General features: G+C 61.4%; 21 protein-coding genes. 13 read left to right on the top strand and 8 right to left on the bottom strand.

What is annotated here, in order from left to right:
• Nucleotides 1-27 precede the first annotated feature (27 nt).
• Genes NL532_RS20290 through NL532_RS20255 form a run of 8 tightly spaced genes read left to right on the top strand, consistent with a single transcriptional unit; the run spans nucleotide 28 to nucleotide 8781 of the window.
• A complete protein-coding gene (locus tag NL532_RS20290) occupies nucleotides 28-615 on the top strand; it encodes an amino acid synthesis family protein (RefSeq protein WP_023716181.1) in 588 nt (195 codons plus the stop codon).
• The gene (locus NL532_RS20285; RefSeq protein WP_023829980.1) at nucleotides 608-2407 is read left to right on the top strand and encodes an alpha/beta fold hydrolase; all 1800 of its coding nucleotides are present in this window, start codon (nucleotides 608-610) and stop codon (nucleotides 2405-2407) included. Before NL532_RS20290 ends, NL532_RS20285 begins: the two co-directional genes overlap by 8 nt.
• A complete protein-coding gene (locus NL532_RS20280) occupies nucleotides 2404-3441 on the top strand; it encodes an LLM class flavin-dependent oxidoreductase (RefSeq protein ID WP_023697483.1) in 1038 nt (345 codons plus the stop codon). The genes NL532_RS20285 and NL532_RS20280 overlap by 4 nt, the downstream gene beginning before the upstream one ends.
• A gap of 10 nt (nucleotides 3442-3451) precedes the next feature.
• A complete protein-coding gene (locus NL532_RS20275) occupies nucleotides 3452-4921 on the top strand; it encodes an aldehyde dehydrogenase (protein ID WP_023825145.1) in 1470 nt (489 codons plus the stop codon).
• Nucleotides 4922-4981: 60 nt separating this feature from the next.
• The gene (locus NL532_RS20270; protein ID WP_023716178.1) at nucleotides 4982-5986 is read left to right on the top strand and encodes an ABC transporter substrate-binding protein; all 1005 of its coding nucleotides are present in this window, start codon (nucleotides 4982-4984) and stop codon (nucleotides 5984-5986) included.
• 59 nt (nucleotides 5987-6045) lie between these two features.
• Nucleotides 6046-6906, top strand: coding sequence for an ABC transporter permease (locus NL532_RS20265; RefSeq protein ID WP_023829979.1), 861 nt, complete (start codon nucleotides 6046-6048; stop codon nucleotides 6904-6906).
• Nucleotide 6907: 1 nt separating this feature from the next.
• On the top strand, nucleotides 6908-7708 hold the full coding sequence (locus NL532_RS20260) for an ABC transporter permease (protein WP_023716176.1): 801 nt from the start codon (nucleotides 6908-6910) through the stop codon (nucleotides 7706-7708).
• Nucleotides 7705-8781 (top strand): ABC transporter ATP-binding protein, encoded by a 1077-nt coding sequence (locus tag NL532_RS20255; protein WP_023716175.1) that lies wholly within the window; start codon nucleotides 7705-7707, stop codon nucleotides 8779-8781. The genes NL532_RS20260 and NL532_RS20255 overlap by 4 nt, the downstream gene beginning before the upstream one ends.
• Nucleotides 8782-8985: 204 nt before the next feature.
• Here the strand turns inward: NL532_RS20255 and NL532_RS20250 are convergent, their stop codons facing one another.
• Both NL532_RS20250 and NL532_RS20245 read right to left on the bottom strand, forming a co-directional pair.
• The gene (locus tag NL532_RS20250) at nucleotides 8986-9231 is read right to left on the bottom strand and encodes a hypothetical protein (RefSeq protein ID WP_023804518.1); all 246 of its coding nucleotides are present in this window, start codon (nucleotides 9229-9231) and stop codon (nucleotides 8986-8988) included.
• 276 nt (nucleotides 9232-9507) lie between these two features.
• The gene (locus NL532_RS20245) at nucleotides 9508-9744 is read right to left on the bottom strand and encodes a helix-turn-helix domain-containing protein (RefSeq protein WP_023716174.1); all 237 of its coding nucleotides are present in this window, start codon (nucleotides 9742-9744) and stop codon (nucleotides 9508-9510) included.
• 165 nt (nucleotides 9745-9909) lie between these two features.
• Between NL532_RS20245 and NL532_RS20240 the strand changes: the two genes are divergently transcribed.
• Nucleotides 9910-10422: a helix-turn-helix domain-containing protein gene (locus NL532_RS20240; protein ID WP_245260152.1), complete on the top strand. Its 513-nt coding sequence runs from the start codon at nucleotides 9910-9912 to the stop codon at nucleotides 10420-10422.
• 16 nt (nucleotides 10423-10438) lie between these two features.
• Here the strand turns inward: NL532_RS20240 and NL532_RS20235 are convergent, their stop codons facing one another.
• The 4 genes from NL532_RS20235 to NL532_RS20220 all read right to left on the bottom strand — a co-directional run bounded on the left by NL532_RS20235 (nucleotide 10439) and on the right by NL532_RS20220 (nucleotide 14087).
• Nucleotides 10439-11692 carry a CapA family protein gene (locus NL532_RS20235; protein ID WP_023731779.1) on the bottom strand — a complete coding sequence of 418 codons (1254 nt, stop codon included), beginning with the start codon at nucleotides 11690-11692 and terminating at the stop codon, nucleotides 10439-10441.
• A 74-nt stretch (nucleotides 11693-11766) separates the two neighbouring features.
• Nucleotides 11767-12615, bottom strand: coding sequence for a transporter substrate-binding domain-containing protein (locus tag NL532_RS20230; RefSeq protein ID WP_023829978.1), 849 nt, complete (start codon nucleotides 12613-12615; stop codon nucleotides 11767-11769).
• Nucleotides 12616-12665: 50 nt separating this feature from the next.
• Nucleotides 12666-13415, bottom strand: coding sequence for an ABC transporter permease (locus NL532_RS20225; RefSeq protein ID WP_023731781.1), 750 nt, complete (start codon nucleotides 13413-13415; stop codon nucleotides 12666-12668).
• A gap of 12 nt (nucleotides 13416-13427) precedes the next feature.
• A complete protein-coding gene (locus tag NL532_RS20220; RefSeq protein WP_023683618.1) occupies nucleotides 13428-14087 on the bottom strand; it encodes an ABC transporter permease in 660 nt (219 codons plus the stop codon).
• Nucleotides 14088-14356: 269 nt separating this feature from the next.
• On the opposite strand from NL532_RS20220, the gene NL532_RS20215 reads away from it, so the two are divergent.
• The 4 genes from NL532_RS20215 (at nucleotide 14357) to NL532_RS20200 (ending at nucleotide 18311) form a co-directional block, all read left to right on the top strand.
• On the top strand, nucleotides 14357-15295 hold the full coding sequence (locus NL532_RS20215; RefSeq protein WP_023829977.1) for a LysR family transcriptional regulator: 939 nt from the start codon (nucleotides 14357-14359) through the stop codon (nucleotides 15293-15295).
• A 974-nt stretch (nucleotides 15296-16269) separates the two neighbouring features.
• Nucleotides 16270-16530: a metal-sensing transcriptional repressor gene (locus NL532_RS20210; protein ID WP_023684828.1), complete on the top strand. Its 261-nt coding sequence runs from the start codon at nucleotides 16270-16272 to the stop codon at nucleotides 16528-16530.
• On the top strand, nucleotides 16527-17558 hold the full coding sequence (locus tag NL532_RS20205; RefSeq protein WP_023684829.1) for a cation diffusion facilitator family transporter: 1032 nt from the start codon (nucleotides 16527-16529) through the stop codon (nucleotides 17556-17558). The genes NL532_RS20210 and NL532_RS20205 overlap by 4 nt, the downstream gene beginning before the upstream one ends.
• Before the next feature lie 39 nt (nucleotides 17559-17597).
• Entirely contained in the window at nucleotides 17598-18311 is a 714-nt protein-coding gene (locus NL532_RS20200; RefSeq protein WP_023684830.1) for a HoxN/HupN/NixA family nickel/cobalt transporter, read from the top strand.
• A gap of 742 nt (nucleotides 18312-19053) precedes the next feature.
• Here NL532_RS20200 and NL532_RS20195 read toward each other — a convergent pair.
• Together NL532_RS20195 and NL532_RS20190 are read right to left on the bottom strand one after the other, a co-directional pair.
• Nucleotides 19054-19365 carry a hypothetical protein gene (locus NL532_RS20195; RefSeq protein ID WP_286487418.1) on the bottom strand — a complete coding sequence of 104 codons (312 nt, stop codon included), beginning with the start codon at nucleotides 19363-19365 and terminating at the stop codon, nucleotides 19054-19056.
• An 868-nt stretch (nucleotides 19366-20233) separates the two neighbouring features.
• Nucleotides 20234-20527 (bottom strand): helix-turn-helix domain-containing protein, encoded by a 294-nt coding sequence (locus NL532_RS20190; RefSeq protein WP_081726963.1) that lies wholly within the window; start codon nucleotides 20525-20527, stop codon nucleotides 20234-20236.
• Nucleotides 20528-20657: the final 130 nt, after the last annotated feature.

Here is a 20657-nt window from a genome sequence, read left to right as displayed (position 1 = left end):
GAGGCATCACCTACCCGAGGAAATCCAATGCAGACCGCCATCCGTAAGATCGTGACTTATACCGAGAACACGCTGATCGAAGGCGGCAAGGCCACCCCCCGGCCGCTGCGCCTTATCGGCGTCGCCGCGGTGCTGACCAATCCCTGGGCCGGTCGCGGCTTCACCGACGATCTGTCGCCCCAAATCCGAGCCTGTGCGCCGGTGCTGGGGGAGATCCTGACCCGCGAGATCGTTGCCGTCGCCGGTTCCGGCGAGGCTATCGAGGGCTATGGCAAGGCCGCCATCTGCGGTACGTCGGGCGAGATCGAGCATGCGTCGGCGCTGATCCACACACTCCATTTCGGCAATCATTATCGGCGTGCCGTCGGCGCCAAGACCTATCTTGCCTTCACCAATCTGCGCGGCGGGCCAAACACGCCGATCATGATCCCGCTAATGGATAAGAATGACGAGGGACGGCGCTCGCATTACCTGACCGTGCATTTCCAGATCGGCGATGCGCCGGCGCCGGACGAACTGGTGGTCGCGCTTGGCGCTTCGATCGGCGGTCGCCCGCATCACCGCATCGGCGACCGCTATCAGGACCTCAAGGAGCTTGGGGACGTGCATGGCTGATGCTTCCGCATGGGCTCGACAGGGCACGGCGCCCGACGGCACCGGCTTCATCCGGGCCGGTGTCGGTGCCCCAGTGCTGTTCATCCATGGTGTCGGCATGAACGCTGCGATCTGGCAGCCGCAGCTCGAGCGCATGGCTGGCCGCTTCGACGCGATCGCCATCGACATGCTCGGCCATGGTCAGTCGCCGCTGCCACCGCAAGATCCGGAACTGGCCGATTATGCCGACCAAGCCATTCGCCTCCTCGACCATCTCGGCCTCGACAAGGTATCCGTCGTCGGCCACTCGATGGGTGCACTCGTTGCTCAGGAACTCGCGCTGCGCGCACCGGAGCGCGTCCGCCGCATCGTTTCACTGAATGCCGTGTTCCGGCGTACACCTGAACTGGCCGAAGCCGTTCGCCAGCGCGCGGTGGCGCTCAACGGCCGCAGCGATACGGCCGGCACGGCACGGACCATCGCCCGCTGGTTCGGCGATCCGGTGCCGGTCGAGTTGGAAGCGGCAGCGCAGAAGACGGCATCCGCACTGAGCGCGGTCGACCCGGAAGGCTATGCCCGCACCTATCGCCTGTTCACTCGTGCCGACGGCGATCATGCTGATCGCCTGCCGACGCTGGCCGTGCCGGCCCTGTTCATGACCGGCTCCGAGGACAGGAACTCTTCACCGGCAATGTCAGCCGCGATGGCACGCCTGGCGCCGCATGGCCGCTGCACGGTACTGCCGGGTGAGAAGCACATGATGGCGGTCGCGGCACCGGACCTCACCACGCGCTGCATCGTTGACTTCCTCACCGAGGACGAAGCGACCGAACAAGACGGCCCTGCGCAAGCGAATACCGGGTTCGACAGCGGCGAATTCCGCCGTGCGCTTGGCTCCTTCCTCACCGGCGTCACCATCGTCACCACGATCGGCCCCGAAGGCGAGCCGCGCGGCTTCACCGCCAACTCCTTCACCTCGGTCTCGCTCGATCCGCCGCTGGTGCTGGTCTGCATCGCACACAAGGCGCTTGGCCATCCCGTCTTCGCGACATCGAAGAGCTTCGCCATCAACGTTCTCAACGAGGGTCAAAAGGCAGCGTCCGGCATCTTCGCCTCGAAAGTGGCCGACAAGTTCGCCGCCGTTGCCTGGCGGCCGGGACGGACCGGCAGCCCTGTGCTGGACGGCTCCGTCGCGTCCTTCGACTGTGACATGGAGCGACTGGTCGAGGCCGGCGATCATTCGATCCTCATTGGGCGCGTCCGCGATTTCCAGCACAATTCCTCGCAGCCGCTCGGCTATTGCCGCGGCGCCTATGTCGCACCCGGCCTCAGCCAGGACGCGCTCGCCGCAATCCAACCCGGCACCGATGTTGGCGCCATCCTCGAAAATGGCGGCCGGATCCTGTTCGTGGAAACCGCGGACGGTTTTGAACTGCCGCGTGGCCGGGGATTGGGCTCGGCGGGCGATGGCAATAGCCTCCGAGGGTTGCTTGTGGCAAAGGCCATTGAGGCTCAGCTCGGCTTCCTTTTCGCCGTCTGGGACGATGCCGGAACTGTTTCACGCACGCATGTCTACTATCGCGGCACGTTCGACGTGCCCGCTTCCAGCGATCGCGGCATCCGGCTGATCGAGATCGACGCGATCGAAGGATTGAAGATCGCCGATCCGGCCATCCGCTCGATGCTCGCGCGCTATGTCAGGGAATGCTCGGTGGATGCATTCGGTGTCTATGTCGGCAACAATGTCGAAGGCGAGGTCCGGCCGCTCGCCAGCGCCGGCGCTTCCGCCGTCAATACAGGTGACCAGCGATGAAATTCTCGCTCTTCGTGCACATGGAACGATCGGACCTGGCCAAGCCGCATTCCGAGCTTGTGACCGAGCTAGAAGAACTGGTCCTGCTGGCCGAGCAGGCAGGGTTCGAGACCGCCTGGATCGGCGAGCATCACGGCATGGAATTCACCATCTCGCCGAACCCCTTCATCAACATCGCCTATCTCGCCGCCAAGACCAGCCGCATCCGCCTCGGTACCGGAACCGTGATCGCGCCCTTCTGGCACCCGATCAAGCTTGCCGGCGAAGCCGCGATGGCCGACGTAATCAGCGGCGGCCGGCTCGACATCGGCATCGCGCGCGGCGCCTACAGCTATGAATATCAGCGCATCTTTCCAGGCCTCGACGCCTGGGGGGCCGGCCAGCGCATGCGCGAGATCATACCGGCGATCCGCGGCCTCTGGGACGGCGACTTCGAACTCTCCGGCGAGTTCTGGCAATTCCCGGCCACCACCTCCTCGCCCAAGCCGCTGCAGAAACCCTACCCGCCGATCTGGGTGGCGGCCCGCGACCCGAATTCGCATGATTTCGCCGTCGCCAATGGCTGCAAGGTCCAGGTGACGCCGCTGGCTTCCGGCGATCACGAGGTGACCAGCCTGATGCAGCGCTTTAACGGCGCCTGCACCGCGCATCCCGAGATCGAAAGACCGGAAATCATGCTTTTGATGCACACCTTCGTCGCCGAAGACGCGACCGATGCCGATCGCCTCACCCAGGACCTGTCGACTTTCTACTGCCAGTTCGGCGCCTGGTTCCAGAACAAGAAGCCGGTGCATCAAGGCATATTGGAGCCGCTGACGGCGGATGAGATCGCCGCCATGCCGCAATACGCGCCGGACAAGATCAGGCAGAACCTGGTAATTGGCGAGGCTGATGAGGTCATCGCCCGGCTGAAGGCTTATGAGGCGCTCGGCTACGACCAGTATTCGATCTGGATCGACAGCGGCCTTTCGCACCAGCGCAAGATGAAATCGCTGCAATTGTTCATCGACCGGGTGATGCCGGCCTTCCTCTGATCGCGAGCCCATGACCGACGCTGTTTTCAGGAACTTCATCGACGGCCGCTTCGACGAGCCGTCCGCCACGTTCGACAGCGTCGACCCATCGGCCGGGACGGCCTGGGCCAGGATGCCGGCGGCGAGCGAAGCCGATGTCGACCGTGCCGTCGGGGCGGCGCACCGCGCACTGCGCTCAGACCTATGGCGAAGGATGACTGCGACAGCGCGTGGAAAACTGCTGGTCAAGCTCGGCGACCTCGTCGCCGCCAATGTCGGGCGCCTTGCAGAACTCGAGACGCGCGACACCGGCAAGATCATCCGCGAAACCCGCGCCCAGATCGCCTATGTCGGCGACTACTACCGCTATTATGGCGGGCTTGCCGACAAGCATGAAGGCACGCATGTGCCTGTTGACAAGGCGGATCTCGACGTCACCATACGCAGCGAACCGATCGGCGTCGTTGCCGCGGTGGTGCCGTGGAATTCGCAGCTCTTCCTCTCGGCCGTCAAGCTCGGCCCGGCGCTCGCCGCCGGCTGCACCATCGTGCTCAAGGCCTCCGAAGATGGGCCGGCGCCGCTGCTTGCCTTTGCCGAATTGGTTCATGAGGCCGGCTTTCCAGCCGGTGTCGTCAACATCCTCACCGGCTTTGGCCATGATTGCGGCCGGCGCCTGACCAGCCATCCGCTGGTTTCGCGCGTCGCCTTCACCGGCGGTCCGTCGACGGCGCGCGCCGTCGTCAGGAACACGGCGGAAAACCTTGCCTACACCACGCTCGAACTCGGTGGCAAAAGCCCGGTCGTCGTCTTTGCCGACGCCGACCTCGACAGTGCCGCCAATGCGGTGGTCGCCGGCATTTTCGCGGCGACCGGCCAGAGCTGCGTCGCCGGCTCGCGGCTGCTGGTTGAACGTTCGGTGAAGGATGAATTCCTCGCTCGCCTGAAGCGCAAGGCCGAGGCGATTCGCATCGGCGATCCGCAGGATCCGGCGACCGAAATGGGTCCGCTCGCCACGCTGCGGCAGCGCGACTGGATCGAGAAGGTTGTCGCGGAAAGCCTCACCGCGGGCGGCATGCTGGTCACCGGTGGAACACGGCCAGTCGGCAGCGGCTTCTACTACGCACCGACCATCATCGATGCCGGCGGCAGCGACCTGCCCTGCGTGCGGGAGGAATTGTTCGGACCGGTGCTCAGCGTGCTTGCCTTCGACAGCGAAGCGCAGGCGCTGGCACTCGCCAATGACACTCCGTTCGGCCTGGCTTCCGGCGTGTTCACCAGCAATCTCGGCAAGGCGCATCGCATGGCGCGCGACATCCATGCCGGCGTTGTCTGGGTCAACACCTATCGCGCCGTATCGCCGCTCGTTCCGTTCGGCGGCTACGGTCTGTCGGGCCTCGGCCGCGAAGGCGGTCTCGACGCCATCAGAGACTACACGCGCTCGAAATCCGTATGGATCAACACCTCGGACGAGCCGATCCCCGATCCCTTCGTCATGCGCTGAGTTGCGCAGGACGCAGGTGCACTGAGAAAAACAAGAACAGACCAACAGAGGAGAATGACAATGAAATTGATTTTGACCGGCCTGCTGGCCGGACTGCTCGCGGCGACAGCCGCCAAGGCCGATGAGATGGCGTTCACCAGCTGGGGCGGCACCACGCAGGAGGCGCAGACCAAGTCCTGGGCCGCCCCCTTCGAGGCCAGCTCCAGCATCAAGGTTTTGCAGGATGGACCGACCGACTACGGCAAGCTCAAGGCCATGGTCGACGCCGGCAACGTCACCTGGGATGTCGTCGACGTGGAGATGGATTTCGCCATCAAGGCCGCCAAGGACGGACTGCTCGAGCCGATCGACTATGCGGTCGTGCCCAAGACCGATCTCGACCCGCGCTTCAGCAATGAGCATGCCGTCGGCAGCTTCTACTATTCCTTCGTGCTCGCCTGGAACAAGGGCGCGGTCGCGAGCGAACCGGCCGGCTGGGCCGACATGTTCGACACCAAGAAGTTTCCCGGCAAGCGGACCTTCTACAAATGGTCGGCGCCGGGCGTGATCGAGATCGCTCTGCTGGCCGACGGCGTGCCGGCGGACAAGCTCTATCCGCTCGACCTCGCCCGTGCCTTCAAGAAGCTCGACACCATCAAGTCCGACATCGTCTGGTGGGGCGGCGGCGCCGAGTCGCAGCAGTTGATCGCCTCCGGCGAGGCCGCCTTCGGGCAATTGTGGAACGGGCGCGTCTTCGCCCTTCAGCAGGACGGCACCGATGTCGGCGTCTCCTGGAACCAGAACCTCACCGCCGCCGACGTGCTCGTCGTGCCGAAGGGTACCAAGAACAAGGCCAGCGCGATGAAGTTCCTTGCCGCCGCCACCAGCCCGACCGGCCAAGCGAAATTCGCCGAAGCAAGCGGCTATGCGCCCATCAACACCAAGGCCAAGGCGGAGATGCCGGCCGATTCCGTCAAGGCCCTGCCAGATGCCCATGTCGAGGGCCAGATCAACCTGGACATGAACTACTGGGCCGAGCATCGCGACGAGATCGCGACGCGCTGGTATGCCTGGCAGACCAAGTAACACCGTTGCAGACCGACGGGGCGCGGCTTGCGCGCCCCGTTTCGAGACAGGACCGCTCGATGCAAGGAAATTCTCCTAGACGCGGCTCGATCGTCGGCCTGCCGACCGGCAGTGGCAGCGCCTTGCCGGCCCTGTTCCTGGTCGGGCTGTTCTTTATCGTGCCGGTGGTCGCCCTGCTGCTGCGCAGCGTCACCGATCCCGAACCGGGCTTACAGAACTACGCGGCGCTGTTCGGCAGCGGCACCTATGTGCGGGTGTTCCTCAACACCTTTCTGGTTGCATCGGTCGTAACCGCCGTCACCATCCTGGTGGCGTTCCCCGTCGCCTGGATGCTGGCGATCATGCCGCCCGCCCTGGGCTCGATCGTCTTCGGCATCATCATCCTGTCTATGTGGACGAACCTTCTTACCCGCACCTATGCGTGGATGGTGCTGCTGCAGCGCACCGGTGTCATTAACCGGGCACTGATGGGCCTGGGCATCATTCACGAACCGCTGCCGCTCATCAACAATCTGGCCGGCGTCACCATCGGCATGGTCTACATCATGCTGCCCTTCATGATCCTGCCGCTGGTCGGCACACTGAGGTCGATAGACCCGATGACGCTGCGCGCGGCAGCCCTTTGCGGCGCAAGCGCGTTCGAGGCCTTCCGCCGCATCCTCTTGCCGCTGTCGCTTCCCGGCGTCGCTGCTGGCGGCCTGATGGTCTTCGTCATGTCGCTTGGCTACTTCGTCACCCCGGCCCTGCTCGGTGGCACATCGAACATGATGCTGGCCGAGATGATCGCCCAGACGGTGCAGTCGCTGCTCAACTGGGGGCTCGGCAGTGCGGCCGCCTTTGTCCTGCTTGCCGTCACCATGGCGCTCTACGCGATCCAGTTTCGCCTGGTTGGGGCCAGGCGCGCCGGGGGAGGGACCTGACATGCTGCTCGACTATGAACGGCTCGGATGGCTGCGGATGGTGCTTGGCGGCTTCACGGCGGCCGTCACGGCTTTCCTGCTGCTGCCGGTGGTCTTCATCGTGCTCCTGTCATTCGGCTCGTCGCGCTGGCTGGCCTTTCCGCCACCCGGCTGGACGCTGAAATGGTATCAGCAATTACTGGGCGACCCGACCTGGATCGATGCCGCTCTGACCAGTGCCCGAATTGCCGCCATGGCCGCTATCCTCGCCGTCATCATCGGCCTGTTCGCCTCCTTCAGCCTGGTCAGGGGTGAGTTTCGCGGACGCCAGGTCCTGCGCGGCTTGCTGTTGACGCCGATGGTGCTGCCGGTGGTCGTTTTCGCCATCGCCATCTACGCCTTCTTCCTGCGCATCGGCCTTGCCGGCACCACGGTCGGCTTCGTCATCGCCCACACCATCTTGGCGCTGCCTTTCGCCATCATTCCGATCACGGCCGCGCTCGAGGGTTTTGACAAATCCATCGAGGACGCGGCCATCGTCTGCGGCGCCAGCCCGCTGCAGGCGAGGCTTAGGATCACCTTGCCGTCGATCAGGATCGGCATCTTCTCGGCGGCGATCTTCTCTTTCCTGGCCTCATGGGACGAGGTCGTGGTGGCGATCTTCATGGCGAGCCCGAGCTTGCAAACCTTGCCGGTGAAAATCTGGGGCAGCCTGCGCGCCGACCTCAGCCCGGTCGTCGCCGCCGCCTCCAGCCTGCTTGTCGGCTTGACCTTGTGCCTGATGATCGTGACCGCACTCCTTCGCAGAAAATTGACCAGATGATCCCTCCCTTCCTGTCCATACGCGCAGTAAGAAAGACGTTCGGTGCCTTCGTCGCCGTCCACGACGTCACCGTCGATGTGCCCAAGGGCGAGTTCCTGACGTTCCTCGGCCCGTCGGGCTCCGGCAAGTCGACCACGCTGTACGCCATCGCCGGTTTCCAGGATCCGAGCTCGGGCGATGTGCTCCTGGAGGACAGATCGCTGCTTTCGGTGCCGTCGCACAAGCGCAACATCGGCATGGTGTTCCAGCGCTACACCCTTTTTCCGCATCTGAGCGTCGCCGAGAACGTCGCCTTTCCGCTGCGCGTGCGCCGCCGGCCCGACGGTGAGGTCAAGCGCAAGGTTGCCGACATGCTGGCGCTGGTGCGCCTCGAAAACTTCGCCGACCGCCATCCGGGCGCGCTGTCTGGCGGCCAGCAGCAGCGCGTGGCGCTTGCACGCGCGCTGGCCTACGACCCACCGATCCTCTTGATGGACGAACCGCTGTCGGCACTCGACAAGAAGTTGCGCCAGGAGATCCAGGCCGAGATCCGCCGCATCCACCGCGAGACAGGCGTCACGATCCTCTATGTCACGCATGACCAGGAGGAGGCGCTGCATCTTTCGGATCGCATCGCTCTGTTCAGGGAAGGCCGTATCGAACAGATCGGCACCGGTGAGGATCTTTACCTCCGGCCGGCGAGCGAGTTTGTCGCCGGCTTCATCGGCAACTCGAATTTCCTGCCGGCCGAGCATCTGCTAACCGCAGGTGGCGCGTCGACGGTCCGCCTGGCCGACGGCTCGATCGTGACCGGCGTAAAGACGACAACATCCTTTGGTCAAGGTCAAAAGGTGCGCCTGATGGTACGCCCCGAAGCCTTCCGCCTGACGCCCGGGCCAGCGAGCGCAGCACTCGGCGTCGAGATCGTCGATACCGCCTTCTTCGGCGACCGCCGGCGCATCGTGGCGCGCACGGCGGCCGGAGAAGATATCGACGTCAGGCCAACCTCCGATGCAGAGGAAGCGGACAGCGCCATCGCACCGGGTCAACGCATTTTCTTCGATCCTGCCTCGGCATTCCTGTTCCCTGGCTAGGGCTTGGATTGCGCCCTGTCAGGTCGATTCCATTGCGGCATGAAAGTCCGCTTGTGAAAATTCGTGCTTAGAAGCTGACAGTCCCCTTTCGGCCCCTTTTCAGTCGTTCAATGTCACCTGTGCGGATGGCCGCACCTAGTGCAAAAAGCAAGCGGGACGTCGGCGATGAGATTTAGACGATCGCTCGAAGCTGCGCGTTGTTCGCTATTGCCGTTTGGCCAAGCGCACGCCAGCGCCACCGCCGTTTTCCGAAATGAACTCGATGCCCGCCCTTTCCAGGGCACCACGGATCGCATTCCGATTTGCTATTGTGATTGGAGGGACGCCATCCGCAGCTTCTGCGCGCCTAACTGTGGCTACTCCCACGCTCGCCGCATCGGCCAAATCTTCGGCACTCCAACGTATTAATCCTCGCGCTCCTCTGATCTGGGCGCCCATAATTTCTTTCATATCATCTAATTTCAAGTTGATCACTTATGGCTCATGTGATATGAAATAGCTCACATAGTTTTTCTGCTTCCAAAGTTTCATAGGAGCAGGGGCTCACATTTGGACTCGGCTGAGGACGTGCGTCGGGGAGTCATCCCAGCCTGACCACAACCAAGCTTCAGGAAACTCGGATCATGGCTGATTCCGACAATACCACGACTTTGCCTCTCGTCACCCGCCGGAGGGTAGTTGTGGCGGTTGCAGCTGCGAGAACCTGTCCTTCCGCCAACGGGACATTCAAGCCTGAGGATCTAAGAGCCGAACACCTTCACCCTTTTGACCAGCGGATAAGAATTCGACACCCGCCTTTATCAGGGCCGCCTCAATGGCCTGCAAAGTGCTGATCCGGGAATCTACCTTGCCGTTTTCCAACCGGGTCAGAGCGTTCAGCGACACGATTGCCTTGTCCGCAAGCTCCTGCTGCGACCAACCAAGCAAAGCTCGTGCGGCTCGAATCTGTCGTGGACTGACCATGAGGCCACAATCGGCAGGCAGATTTTCTTTGCCACCAATAGGGTCATTTTGCACCCCATAAGGTATATAAAATGGCGAGTCGACCTGCAGATCACATCGGTGCGGAGAGCCCGGCGCGTGGCGACAGACTCTCTGTCCGGCTGACTAATGGAGGATCGAAAGGCCTTGTTGAAACCGCAACGCTCAGTCCTCCTTCGGACGGGGCCGAAGCCGAAGATCGAAAGCGACCCGCATCCCGCCGATCAGCATGTCGGCAGGCAGATTGCGACGGTTCGCGTCCAATCGGACGTATCGCAAGCCCAGCTTGCCCGATCCATCGGCATCAGTTTCCAGCAGCTGCAGAAATACGAGAACGCGCGCAATCGCGTGAGCGCGTCGATGCTCTACGAGATCGCCAGTTCGCTCGGCGTTCCTGTCGGCCGCTTCTTTGAAGGCCTGCCGGGAAACGATGAAACCCGCGTCGAGGCGCGGCCCCTGCCGGTCGATGAGCGCCTGGATTTCATTGCCAGCGCGGAGGGTCGGCGACTGATTGAAGGGCTAGTGAAACTTCCGCCGCGTGTGCGCGGTCGCGTCTCGTCCCTGATCGCGGCGTTAGGAGAAGAACTGGCCCAGCTAGACACAAAGGCAGATAGCGAGACGGGCGGCGAGTCCCCGCCGGCGGAATGCAAGACGGTGTGAGCGGTCGGTCGGGCCGTCAGCCGAATTTTCGTGCAGCGGGCAGGGCGATGCGGCCGCAAGTCGGGGACACTTCGATTTCGACGCCGAACGCCCGCGATCGGGTCGCGAATCCCTCGAGGATGTCTCGCGCCGCGCTTCCAGCGACGGCGACGGGTACCAATCTGCCCGTTGCTGATCCGAGAGACTGAGCTTTCGCGCCGATCACGACGGGCAGGAGGTCTATTCCTGCGAGGTTTCCGCTCCCATCATAGCGGCAGGCCGCAACGATGCTTTGCCAGACTTCCGGTGGATCCCATTCGGTTTCCTTCGGGTGGACGTGGAAAAGGAAATTTCCGAGGCCGTAGAAGATCGGCGAGCCATTGTAGATTTCCACTGCCTGCAGCACCGGAGCACCGTGGCTGACGAACAGGTTGGCGCCGGCGTCGATGCACATCCTGGCAAAGGCCTGCACCCAGCGCGGCACGTTCTGCCAACCTGGTTCCCAATGATGGTGGTGCAGATAGGCAATGACGAAATCGCCTTGTGCCGCGGCGTGCCGGATGGCGGACAGATGGATGGCTGCGCTCTGCTGGTCGACTTCGATGAGGCGGCCGAAATCGGCGGCTTGCGTGAACACGGTGCCGTAGAAATTGATCTCCTTGCCGGCTGCCACCTCTACCGGGTCCTCCGGTTGCGCATAGTTGGCCAGTTCAAACGGGGAGCTTTGCAAATGGGCGCCCAGCCTTGCCAGTCTGCTGAAATGTCCGTCCGGCACCCCCATCTTGCGAACGGTGCTCAGGCGATTGACGCCCGGCCGAGCCGGCCGGAAGGCCGTACGGTCTTCGGCATACATGTTGGTCGGGCCAGGGCCTGCATCCATCGCAAGAAGTGCGACCTCGCGCGCGCCCAGCTGGCGGCGGCCCGGTTTCCTCGCATCCGTCTCGTCGGCCCCGATGCCGGCATGGAGGAAGCCCCGCGCTTCCACCTCCTCCAGCGTCGACAGGATGCCGCCAACGCCGAGATCGAAGGCGTGGTTGTTTGCGAGCGCAAGCGCGTTGAAACCGTTCGCCTGCAATGCGTCGAGCACTTCAGCCCTGGAATATCCGAAGTATTTGCCCTTGGTCGGCCACCCGCCGTGCTTGCCCAGGATCGTCGACTCGAAGTTGGTGAAGACGACGTCGCCTTGTCGCAGGAAGTCCGTAACCGCGATGAAGCGTTCGTCTTTGATGTCACGGATATCGTGCTTGATCAGGGATTGGCCGGTAACGACCGCGCAGAACTGGTCTTTCATGGGGCTCGCCTTGAAGGAGGGGAGGGCGCTGGCATTCCGGCCGGCGCCACGTCAATGTCGAAGTCGGTTGCTGCCTATTGCGCGACTGCAGGCGAGATATCGCTTTTGAACCATTTCAGGCTCAGCGCCTTGATCGTCCCATCCTTGGTGGCCGCGTCGATGGCCGCGTTGAACCTGGCGAGCAACTCCGTATCGTCTTTGCGCAGACCTGCGCCGACGCCCGGCCCCCAGAGCCCGCCATTCAGTTCAGGGCCGAAAAACACCACATCCGAGCCGGAAGGCGTCTCCAGAAAATCTCGCCACGTGAAATAGTCGGCCAGACCGCCGTCGATGCGACCTGCAGCAAGATCGAGCTTCATGTTGTCCTGGCTGTCATAACTGCGGATGGTCACGACATCGCCCAGCATTTCCTTCACCACTGCTTCCGAATTCGACGAGCGCAGGGCCCCGATCGCCCTGCCGGCGAGTGTCGATCTGAGGCGCTCGATGGTCGCCTTTTCCTTGTCGCCGATGGTCGAAAGGTTGACCTTCTGCTTGATGTCGCCGGCGTCGAGGCCCAGGTCCTTGCGCACAACGAACTGGTTGAAGCCGGTGGCGTAGGGGATCGAGAACGCGATCGACTGCTTGCGTTTTTCCGTGATCGCCATGCCGGACATGATGACGTCGAACTTGCCGACAAGCAGTGCCGGGATGATCCCGTCCCAATCCTGCGGGACGAAGGTACATTTGATCTCGATGCGACGGCACAGTTCCAGTCCGACATCGATATCGTAGCCATAGAGTTGACCGTTCGCGTCGGTGCTGTCCCAGGGAGGCGAGGCGCCTTCGGAGGCGATCGATATGACGCGCGCGCTTTCGGCGCCAGCGGGGAATGCCGACATCAGGGATGCGACAGAAACAGCAATAGCCAGGGGTATGCGCATGATGCACCTCTTCTTTGGTTTGTGATGGAGGGAGCCCAGAACCTGCGGCGTCAGGGCAGGGGCGTCGTGATCTCTGGATCAGGTAGGGCGGGGCGCAATCGCGCCTTTCGTCGACGCACCGGATGGCCGTCGCCCGAGAGCCATCGCTCCAGCAACTGGATCGCTTTCACCGCGATCGAGGTGAGCGATAGGTAGATCGCTCCGGCGACGACGAAGATCTCGTACGGCGCGAACGTGGTCGACACCATCTGTCTCGCCATCCCGGTGATCTCGAGAAGCGTCACGGTGCTGGCCAGGGACGAGCCCTTGATCATCCCGACGATCTCGTTGCCGTAGGCCGGGAGCGATATCCTGAAAGCGATCGGGAAGGTGACCAGGCGAGCGATCTGGAAGCGTTTCAAGCCCAGAGACGTGGCCGCCTCGGTGACACCCTTAGGCACGGACTGGAGACCACGGCACAGGATTTCGGTGGTGTGTGCCGCGCTGTTCAGCGAAAATGTCAGAAGGGCGCACCAAAAGGGGTCGCGCAGGATCACCCAGAAGATGCTGGCCCGCACCGCCTCGATCTGAGCGAGGCCGTAATAGAGCAGGAAGAGCTGAACAAGCATCGGCGTTCCGCGGATCACATAGGTGTATGAGAGCACTGCGAGCGAGAGGCCGGGGCGTCCGAAAGCGCGCATGAAGGCCAGCGGCACGGACAGAAGAAATCCGGCCGTCAGCGACAACACCGTCAGGATCAATGTAAGACCGATGCCCGAGGGCAAGACAACCAGTGCGTCAAATATCAAGCCGAGGTTCATGGGCCTTCCCTCCTACCGGCCGAGAGCCGGATAGCGCCGCTCAGTCAGCCGGATCGACAGCAACGTGACGGTGGTCAGCGACAGATAGAGAGCGGAGGCCGCAAGGTAGAAGGTCAATGGTGCGCGCAAGGATCCGGCCCCCACATACGCAACGCGCATGATGTCGGTCAGGCCGACGATCGAAACCAGTGCGGTATCCTTGAAGAGCGAAATCCAGAGATTGCCATAGGCAGGCAGCGCCAGCCGCAGCATCTGCGGACCGATGACGAACATCCAGCGCTGCCAGGCGTTCAGCCCAAGCGACTTTGCCGCTTCGGTTTGGCCCGCTGGCACTGCCGCAATCGCGCCGCGAAACACTTCGGTCGCATAACCGCTGAAAATGACCGAGAGCGCGATAACCCCTGCGGTGAATGCGTTCACCTCGACATACCGGCCGGCGATCTTGCTGGCGAGCGTGGTTCCGCCGAAGTAGATGAGCAGGATAACGAGAAGTTCTGGTACACCACGGACGACTGTGGTGTAGGCGGCCACGACCGCGTTGAGGCGCGGCTTTGCCGTGCCCTTCGAAATCGCCAAAAACAGCCCGAATGCCGTACCCAGGCAGCCGCTGACAAGAGCCAGGCTTATGGTCACGGTAAGTGCGACAACAAACTGAGTAGTAAAACCACCCATGGGGCGCTTTCCTCGGCTCGCAATTGCCGCAGGATACGCCGGTCTTTATTGCCGAGACCAAGCCATATAACCCAAGGTTGCGAGTTGTTATATTTCTAATGTGCAGTTAATTTGAGATACTGGCCAATTCTAACGCTTAAAATTACACACTCAATCTATAACTTTTATTATTTTATCTATAACGCGTCGTTATATACTGAGGCAGTTCGTTGCTCCCCAGGTTGGCGTTGTCTGCCGCCGGGTGGTTATCAGGGAAAGGCGCGCAGGGAATGGAGTTGTTGCAGAGCGACCTCAAGCTCCGTCAGCTGAAGGTCTTCCGGGAAGTGTTGCGGGCCGGTTCGACTAGGCGGGCGGCGGCTGCGCTCGGGATAAGCCAGCCGGCCGTCAGTCAACATGTGAAGCAGCTTGAGACCACGCTCGGCATCACACTCTTCAAGAGATCAGCCAACCGCATCGTCCCCTTGCAGGAAGCCTGGGAACTCCTGCGAAACGTAGAACTGGCCCTGACGTCGCTGGATCGCCTGGACGCGTCGATCTTCGCTATGAAGAACGAGGAAAAGCAGCGGATTGCGATTGCCGCGCCCTCTGTTTTCGGTTTCGTGACCTTGCCCAAGGTCGTGGCGATTATCCGCTCAAAGACCGCTTCGAATGTCCGGTCGATTTCTGGAAGCTACGAGCAGATCGGCGAACACATCCTGGCCGGCCGCGCCGATCTTGGAATTTCGAGACTGCCTCTGGATCCAGGCTTGTTTGAATGGGCGCCGCTTGGGTCGGCACGAAACGTATGCATTTTTCATCCCGACCACCGCTTTTCAAAACAGACCTGTATCGAGGCGCAAGACCTGGCAGGCGAAACGATCGTCGATATCGATCCCCAGTTTGCCGCCCACCAGATGAACTTCAATGCCTTGCGCTTCGCCGGCGTTGAGCCGGACATACTGGTGGAATTCGATTGCAACGGTCACGAAGCCGGATACGTTTCGGCTGGCCTGGGCATTTCGATCACAAACGAGATCATCGCAGGTGAGTACGCGGCGTTTCAGCTGGGAGTAAGGCCAGTGGAACCGTCCGCGCTCTATCACTACGTGGCGATTTGGCAGAGGGGAAGGACCTTTTCCAACGCCTTGAATGTATCGCTCGAGGCGATAATCACAGCGTTTTCGAAGACGCCGACGAGAGAGCAACAGTTTCTCCAGACGTCGTCCTAGCCGGCCATGGTTTATTTCGGTTGGGACGTGCCGCATAAGGCCCAACCGGGAGGCTTTCTGCGAAGTGGCGCGAATGGCTAGCCTGAACGGCCAAACTGATAGCGAGCGCTCCGCGAACGGCTGGATCGACGGCCCCTATCCGGCGCAGATGGTGCCGTTGGCCGTTCCCGAAGCGGTGCAGGAATTGGTGGCTTCCAGTCTAGAAGTCCAGTCTCGCCCAATGGGCGGCCCTACGCCGCCTTAAGCGCAGGCAATTGCGGGATTACGCTCACCAGGCAGGGTGCTGGTCTGGACTGGCACTGGCAATCCGAAAAGCGGACAGACCTCCCAGAGCGCCGGCAGCTTGTTGCAGAGCTTGCGCGCTCCACGCCGTCCTTTCATGGCGCGGCGAAGTTTCTGTGTCGCGCTCGCAGGGCACCAACTCGCCGCTCCCTGGATCCTTGGGGAGCGACGAGCGCGGGTTGCTACCGAACCTTCCGCCGTCGTTGAACTATGCTGGATGAGTCCAGCTACTCCAGATCGATTGCCCGCCGGCTCATGCTGGCGGGCTTTTTGCGTCAGCCGGGAACATTCCCGCTCCAAGGCAGTTCGGTCACACCCGGCTCGTTCTTCAGCGGTCCGGCCGGTGACCAAGATGCGTCCCTCACTCGTCATGGTCGGCCCGCGCAGCCTCGGAAGCCGGCGCGGGCCATCCATCACAAAGCCCGCTGATCCGACCGACGGGCTTCTTCAGTTTCACCACGCAAAGAAAGGCCCGGTCGTGAACTGACCCCATCGAAGTTGGACGGTTCATTGAGTTGGTAGGTTTAATGGCTGGTTCCTGTATTGCACAGGGGCAAGCCCTTTCAAGCCCAGATTCCAATTTCCGGAACCATTCAGCGCCATGGATACACGCTCTGCGGGGTGGCTGATCAAGAGCCGATCTGCCCTCACATCATACTTGACGCATCCTCCCTGGGGGGATACCGGTGGGCATGTCCGAAGGCATCCATAGTTCTCATCCGGCTATCGTGAAGCGCTTAAAGCGCGCACAGGGGCATCTTGCATCCGTGCTTGGCATGTTCGAGGCGCAGCGATCCTGCCTGGACCTGGCGCAGCAACTCCATGCAGTGGAGAGCGCCATCAGCAGCGCAAAGCGAGAACTGATCCACGATCATATCGAACATTGTCTGATCGACACGGAAGCGGGAGGCAACTCGCTGGCAGAGCTCAAGCAACTGGCGAAATACCTATGACCAGTATCGGCGCACGCGTCTTGGATTGGTTCGGCTTCGGGTCACATGATCATGACGCGCATGCTCATGACGATGGCTCGCACGGCCATACGCACGGGGTCATCGACGCAACGATTGCAACCACTGACCGCGGCATCTGGGCCGTCAAATGGTCGTTCGTCATCTTGGCCATGACGGCGGCATTGCAGATGGCCGTGGTGTTGGTGTCACGCAGCGTGGCGCTGTTGGCCGATACGATCCACAACATAGGCGACACCACAACCGCCATTCCGCTCTGGATCGCATTCATGCTGGCACGACGCAAGCCGTCACGGACCTTCAGCTACGGCCTTGGCAGGGTAGAGGATCTGGCCGGTATCATTATCGTGCTGATCATTCTGTTCAGCGCCATCGTCGCCGGGTACCAGGCTATCGAGCGCCTGGTCAGTCCGCAGGCAGTGACTCATCTCGGTTGGCTGACCGCGGCGGGCATTGTCGGCTTCCTCGGGAATGAGGCCGTCGCGGTGTTTCGCATCCGTATCGGCAGGGAAATCAACAGTGCGGCGCTCGTCGCCGACGGCTACCATGCCCGCACCGACGGGCTTACCAGCCTTGCAGTGGTCATCGGCGCCATGGGCGTCTGGCTCGGATTTCCACTGGCCGACCCGATCATCGGGCTTCTCATCACGGTCGCTATATTCGGTATCGTCTGGCAATCGGCGCGCTCAGTGCTCACCCGCATGCTCGACGGCGTCGAGCCGGGCGTGATGGCCGAAATTCAGCATGCCGCTGCGCATGTGCAGGGTGCTCGCGTTGTCGACGCCAAGGCCCGCTGGATTGGCCACAAGTTGCATGCCGACATCGCTATTGCAGCCGACGGAACCTTGCCTCTCTCAGAGGCAAACAAGATCACGGCGGCGCTGGAGAACGAACTGTTCGAACACATGCCGGCGCTCGCAGCTGCCAACATCCGGTTTTCGACCGACCAAGGTGAGCACGAGCATCCGCACTCTCATGATCAGGGCGAACATCACGGCCACCAGCACTGACAACTGCCGGAAACCACTCGCTTTTGCCGGTCTCGGCTGATGTTCCAGGCGCTTGTCGAATTTCAGCGCTCCATATACCTGGCGCTCGCAGATCAGATAAAGCTGCTGTCAGTTGGCGGTGATTGGCTTGCGTTCCTTGCCTTTCTGCCGATGGGCCTCCTGTTCGGTGCGGCACATGCTCTGACGCCCGGCCACAGTAAGGCTGTCTTGGCGACTTACCTTGCAGGTTCGGATGCGAAGGTTTCGCGCGGCCTCCTGGTGTCGATTACGCTGTCCTTCACTCACGTGGCGACAGCGGTGCTGATCGCCGTATTCTCCCTGCCGCTCGTCTCGATTGCATTGGGCAGCGTTGGACGCGCACCACTGCTTGAGGGTGTGAGTCGCGGTCTGCTCGGGCTGATCGGCGTCTGGATGCTTTGGCGTTCGGTGAGCCACGGCCACCATCACAAGCATGAGGGCGAGGCCGTTGGAGTCATGGCCGGTTTGATTCCGTGCCCGCTGACCCTTTTTGTCATGACCTTCGCGATTTCCAGAGGGGTGCCGGGAGCTGGAATTCTGTTCGCAATCACCATGATGGTGGGCGTGGCCCTAACGCTGTCCAGCGTGGCGGTACTGTCGATCTTGTTTCGGGAGCGCCTGGTGCATTTTTTCGACAGCAGGCCACGGCTGTTCGATACCATATCGCGAGCAATCGAAGGCGCAGCGGGCCTTGCCCTCGCCAGCGTAGCGGTCTGGCAACTTACAGCCGGATAGAGCCACAGCTGTCCACAGACCCTCTCCTTTCTTAGGAAAAGGCGAAGAGAAGCTGCGGCACGCAAGGCTGCTGGATTCCGGGAGGATGATGCAAATGGCCATGCCTAAGAAAGATCAGGAACGCGCCACCTACGCCTGGATGTACGGCGCCTAAGCGCGCAAGGATGGCAAGGAGCGTGAGGTGCCAGCTTACTGGCAGGAACATGCCGACGCGTGGCTGCAGGGCTTTGACGGTGTGGCGATGGACGGTTTTGGCAAGACCAAGACCGTCAACGACGAGACATGGAAGCCGAGGTCGACGAAGCTGCCGTCGAGCGCCCCGACGAATAGCCATTTTGCCGTATGCCGTATGGTCGTTTTTAATTGGAGAAGGGTTTCGTTGGGCCTATAAAGATTGCGTTTACCATTGCCTTTTTAGGGAGAATGCGATGGTTGCAACGCCCATAGAAATCGCCCAAGCCGCTACTGCGACTACGGCCACCTTGCTGAAGTGGCAGAAGTCCATGGAGGAACGCGCCACGTTTCGCCAGAACATGGATCAATCGCGCAGGGCGATCCAAGCCTCACGCGATCTGCTGAAGCGCCTTCGCCAACGTCATCGCGACGACATGGCGGAAAGTTCGGAAATGCCAACCCGTCTACTGTGCCGATATCGCAACGCGCCGGCAGCTAGCGGGAGGCGACCAGAGCCGATGTGAAGGAGAAAGTTTCAGTGGGCTGTTCCTGGGGTCGGCAACGAAGTTTAAGCCTTGTCAACCAGCGACTTTTTTCGCCCGCGTGGAAGCGCCACATGTCTTTCGACCAGGCGCACGTGCTCGGCGTCGACAGTCACCAATGGCCGGAGGCTGACGGTTACCTTGTCCCCGTCGATGCGTGTGACAGGGCCGATCAATTCCATATGCTGGCCAATTACAGCCTTCGAAGTCGAATCGACAACAGAATGCGGGAAGTCGTAGGAGGGGATCGTCACGCTCATGCGATCGGGCGTCACGCGGCCGCGCACAATCGCCGTGACTGCGACCTCGTCGCCAACTTTGATAGTTCCCCGAGCCATGCCCAAGACTTTGGAGCAGCCGGCGCCAGCGTCAAGATGAGGGGGAGCTAATAAAACCCCTCCGCGCCGCGATGCAACATCCAGCGCTAATGCGGATTCCACCTTGAGAGATCGATTCCCCAGGTCTTATAATCCGTAATTAGCCTATTGGAGGTGGAGGGAACTGCGATGGGCGGCACAGTTCAGAACACACACTCAGACAGTGTGGAGTGGCCGAAGCCTGCTGAGAATGGCTGGTCCGCGTTATAGAGAAGGGCAAGGAAGACAGCTGATCGAGCTCGAATCTTATGCCATGGCCTCTGCGGAAGGCCAACGGATCCGTCTAATCTCGAGAAGTTCGGTCGCGAGGCTTTGCCGGTCCTGGCCCATTCCACTGGATGAACTGCGCGTTCTGGCCGGTGATACGAGCCTTTGAGCTACGGCCGAGTATGGTGAGGCCACGGAGACGATCCGGATCGAAGGGCAAGGAACAGCTTGCCTGCCCCCTTCAGCATTTGGACTTAGGTCTGATTGCTCCGCGTAAATGGCCGAAGCCGGAAACATTTCTCCTTCTACTTTGTTGCAGTGGCCGTGCCGCTGAGGAGAACATGCACAGCGCCTCTATCAAATGAACTTCGCGACGTACCTTTAGAATTCCAATGCCCCTCCTGTTCACGCGCTATGGTGAGAAGGGGATCCTGGCTGAAACGATTGCCGGTTTCAAATGCGATAGTTGCAGGTCCAGAGTGCGGATCGGCTACCAAGAGAAGCTGGCCATATTCGAGCGGCACCTTAGAAAGGTGAGCGCCAGCACAAAGTCAGTGAACAACCGCCCTTGTTAGCGGCCGCTTTAGAGATCGGGTGCAGTGGGTACACGGGCTTTTCCCCGCTATCCTTTTTTCTCCCGGCCCCGCCACCGTCTATTATCGGCGGCTAGGCCGCTATCACCTTCTGAGCGGGCTAGCGATGGAGTGCCTTGGACGGTGAAAACGATTCCGGCATCCTCAAACGCTTTGCGGATGGCGGCGATGTTGTGGGGACGCGGCTTCCTGAATCCGTTCTCAAGATCGCTGATCACCATTTCGCTAAGATTGGCCTTGGCGGCAAGTCGCACACGCGGCCAGTTCAGTAGGGCTCGTGCTGCTCTGACTTGATCTGCTGAGAGGAAGGTTCGGCTGTCCATAGCCAGTCGAACATTTAGTAACGCTAAACTGTTCCTCTTGACCTTCTGCGATTTCTAACGGTGTGAGGCCGGCCTGTCGCAAGCCGTCATCGATTGTGGCTGCAACCTTTCGGACGGTTGTTACCTCGGC

Origin of the sequence: Mesorhizobium sp. C120A (assembly GCF_030323105.1) — a bacterium.
Taxonomy (GTDB): Bacteria; Pseudomonadota; Alphaproteobacteria; order Rhizobiales; family Rhizobiaceae; genus Mesorhizobium.
This window is presented reverse-complemented; position numbering and strand designations above follow the sequence as displayed.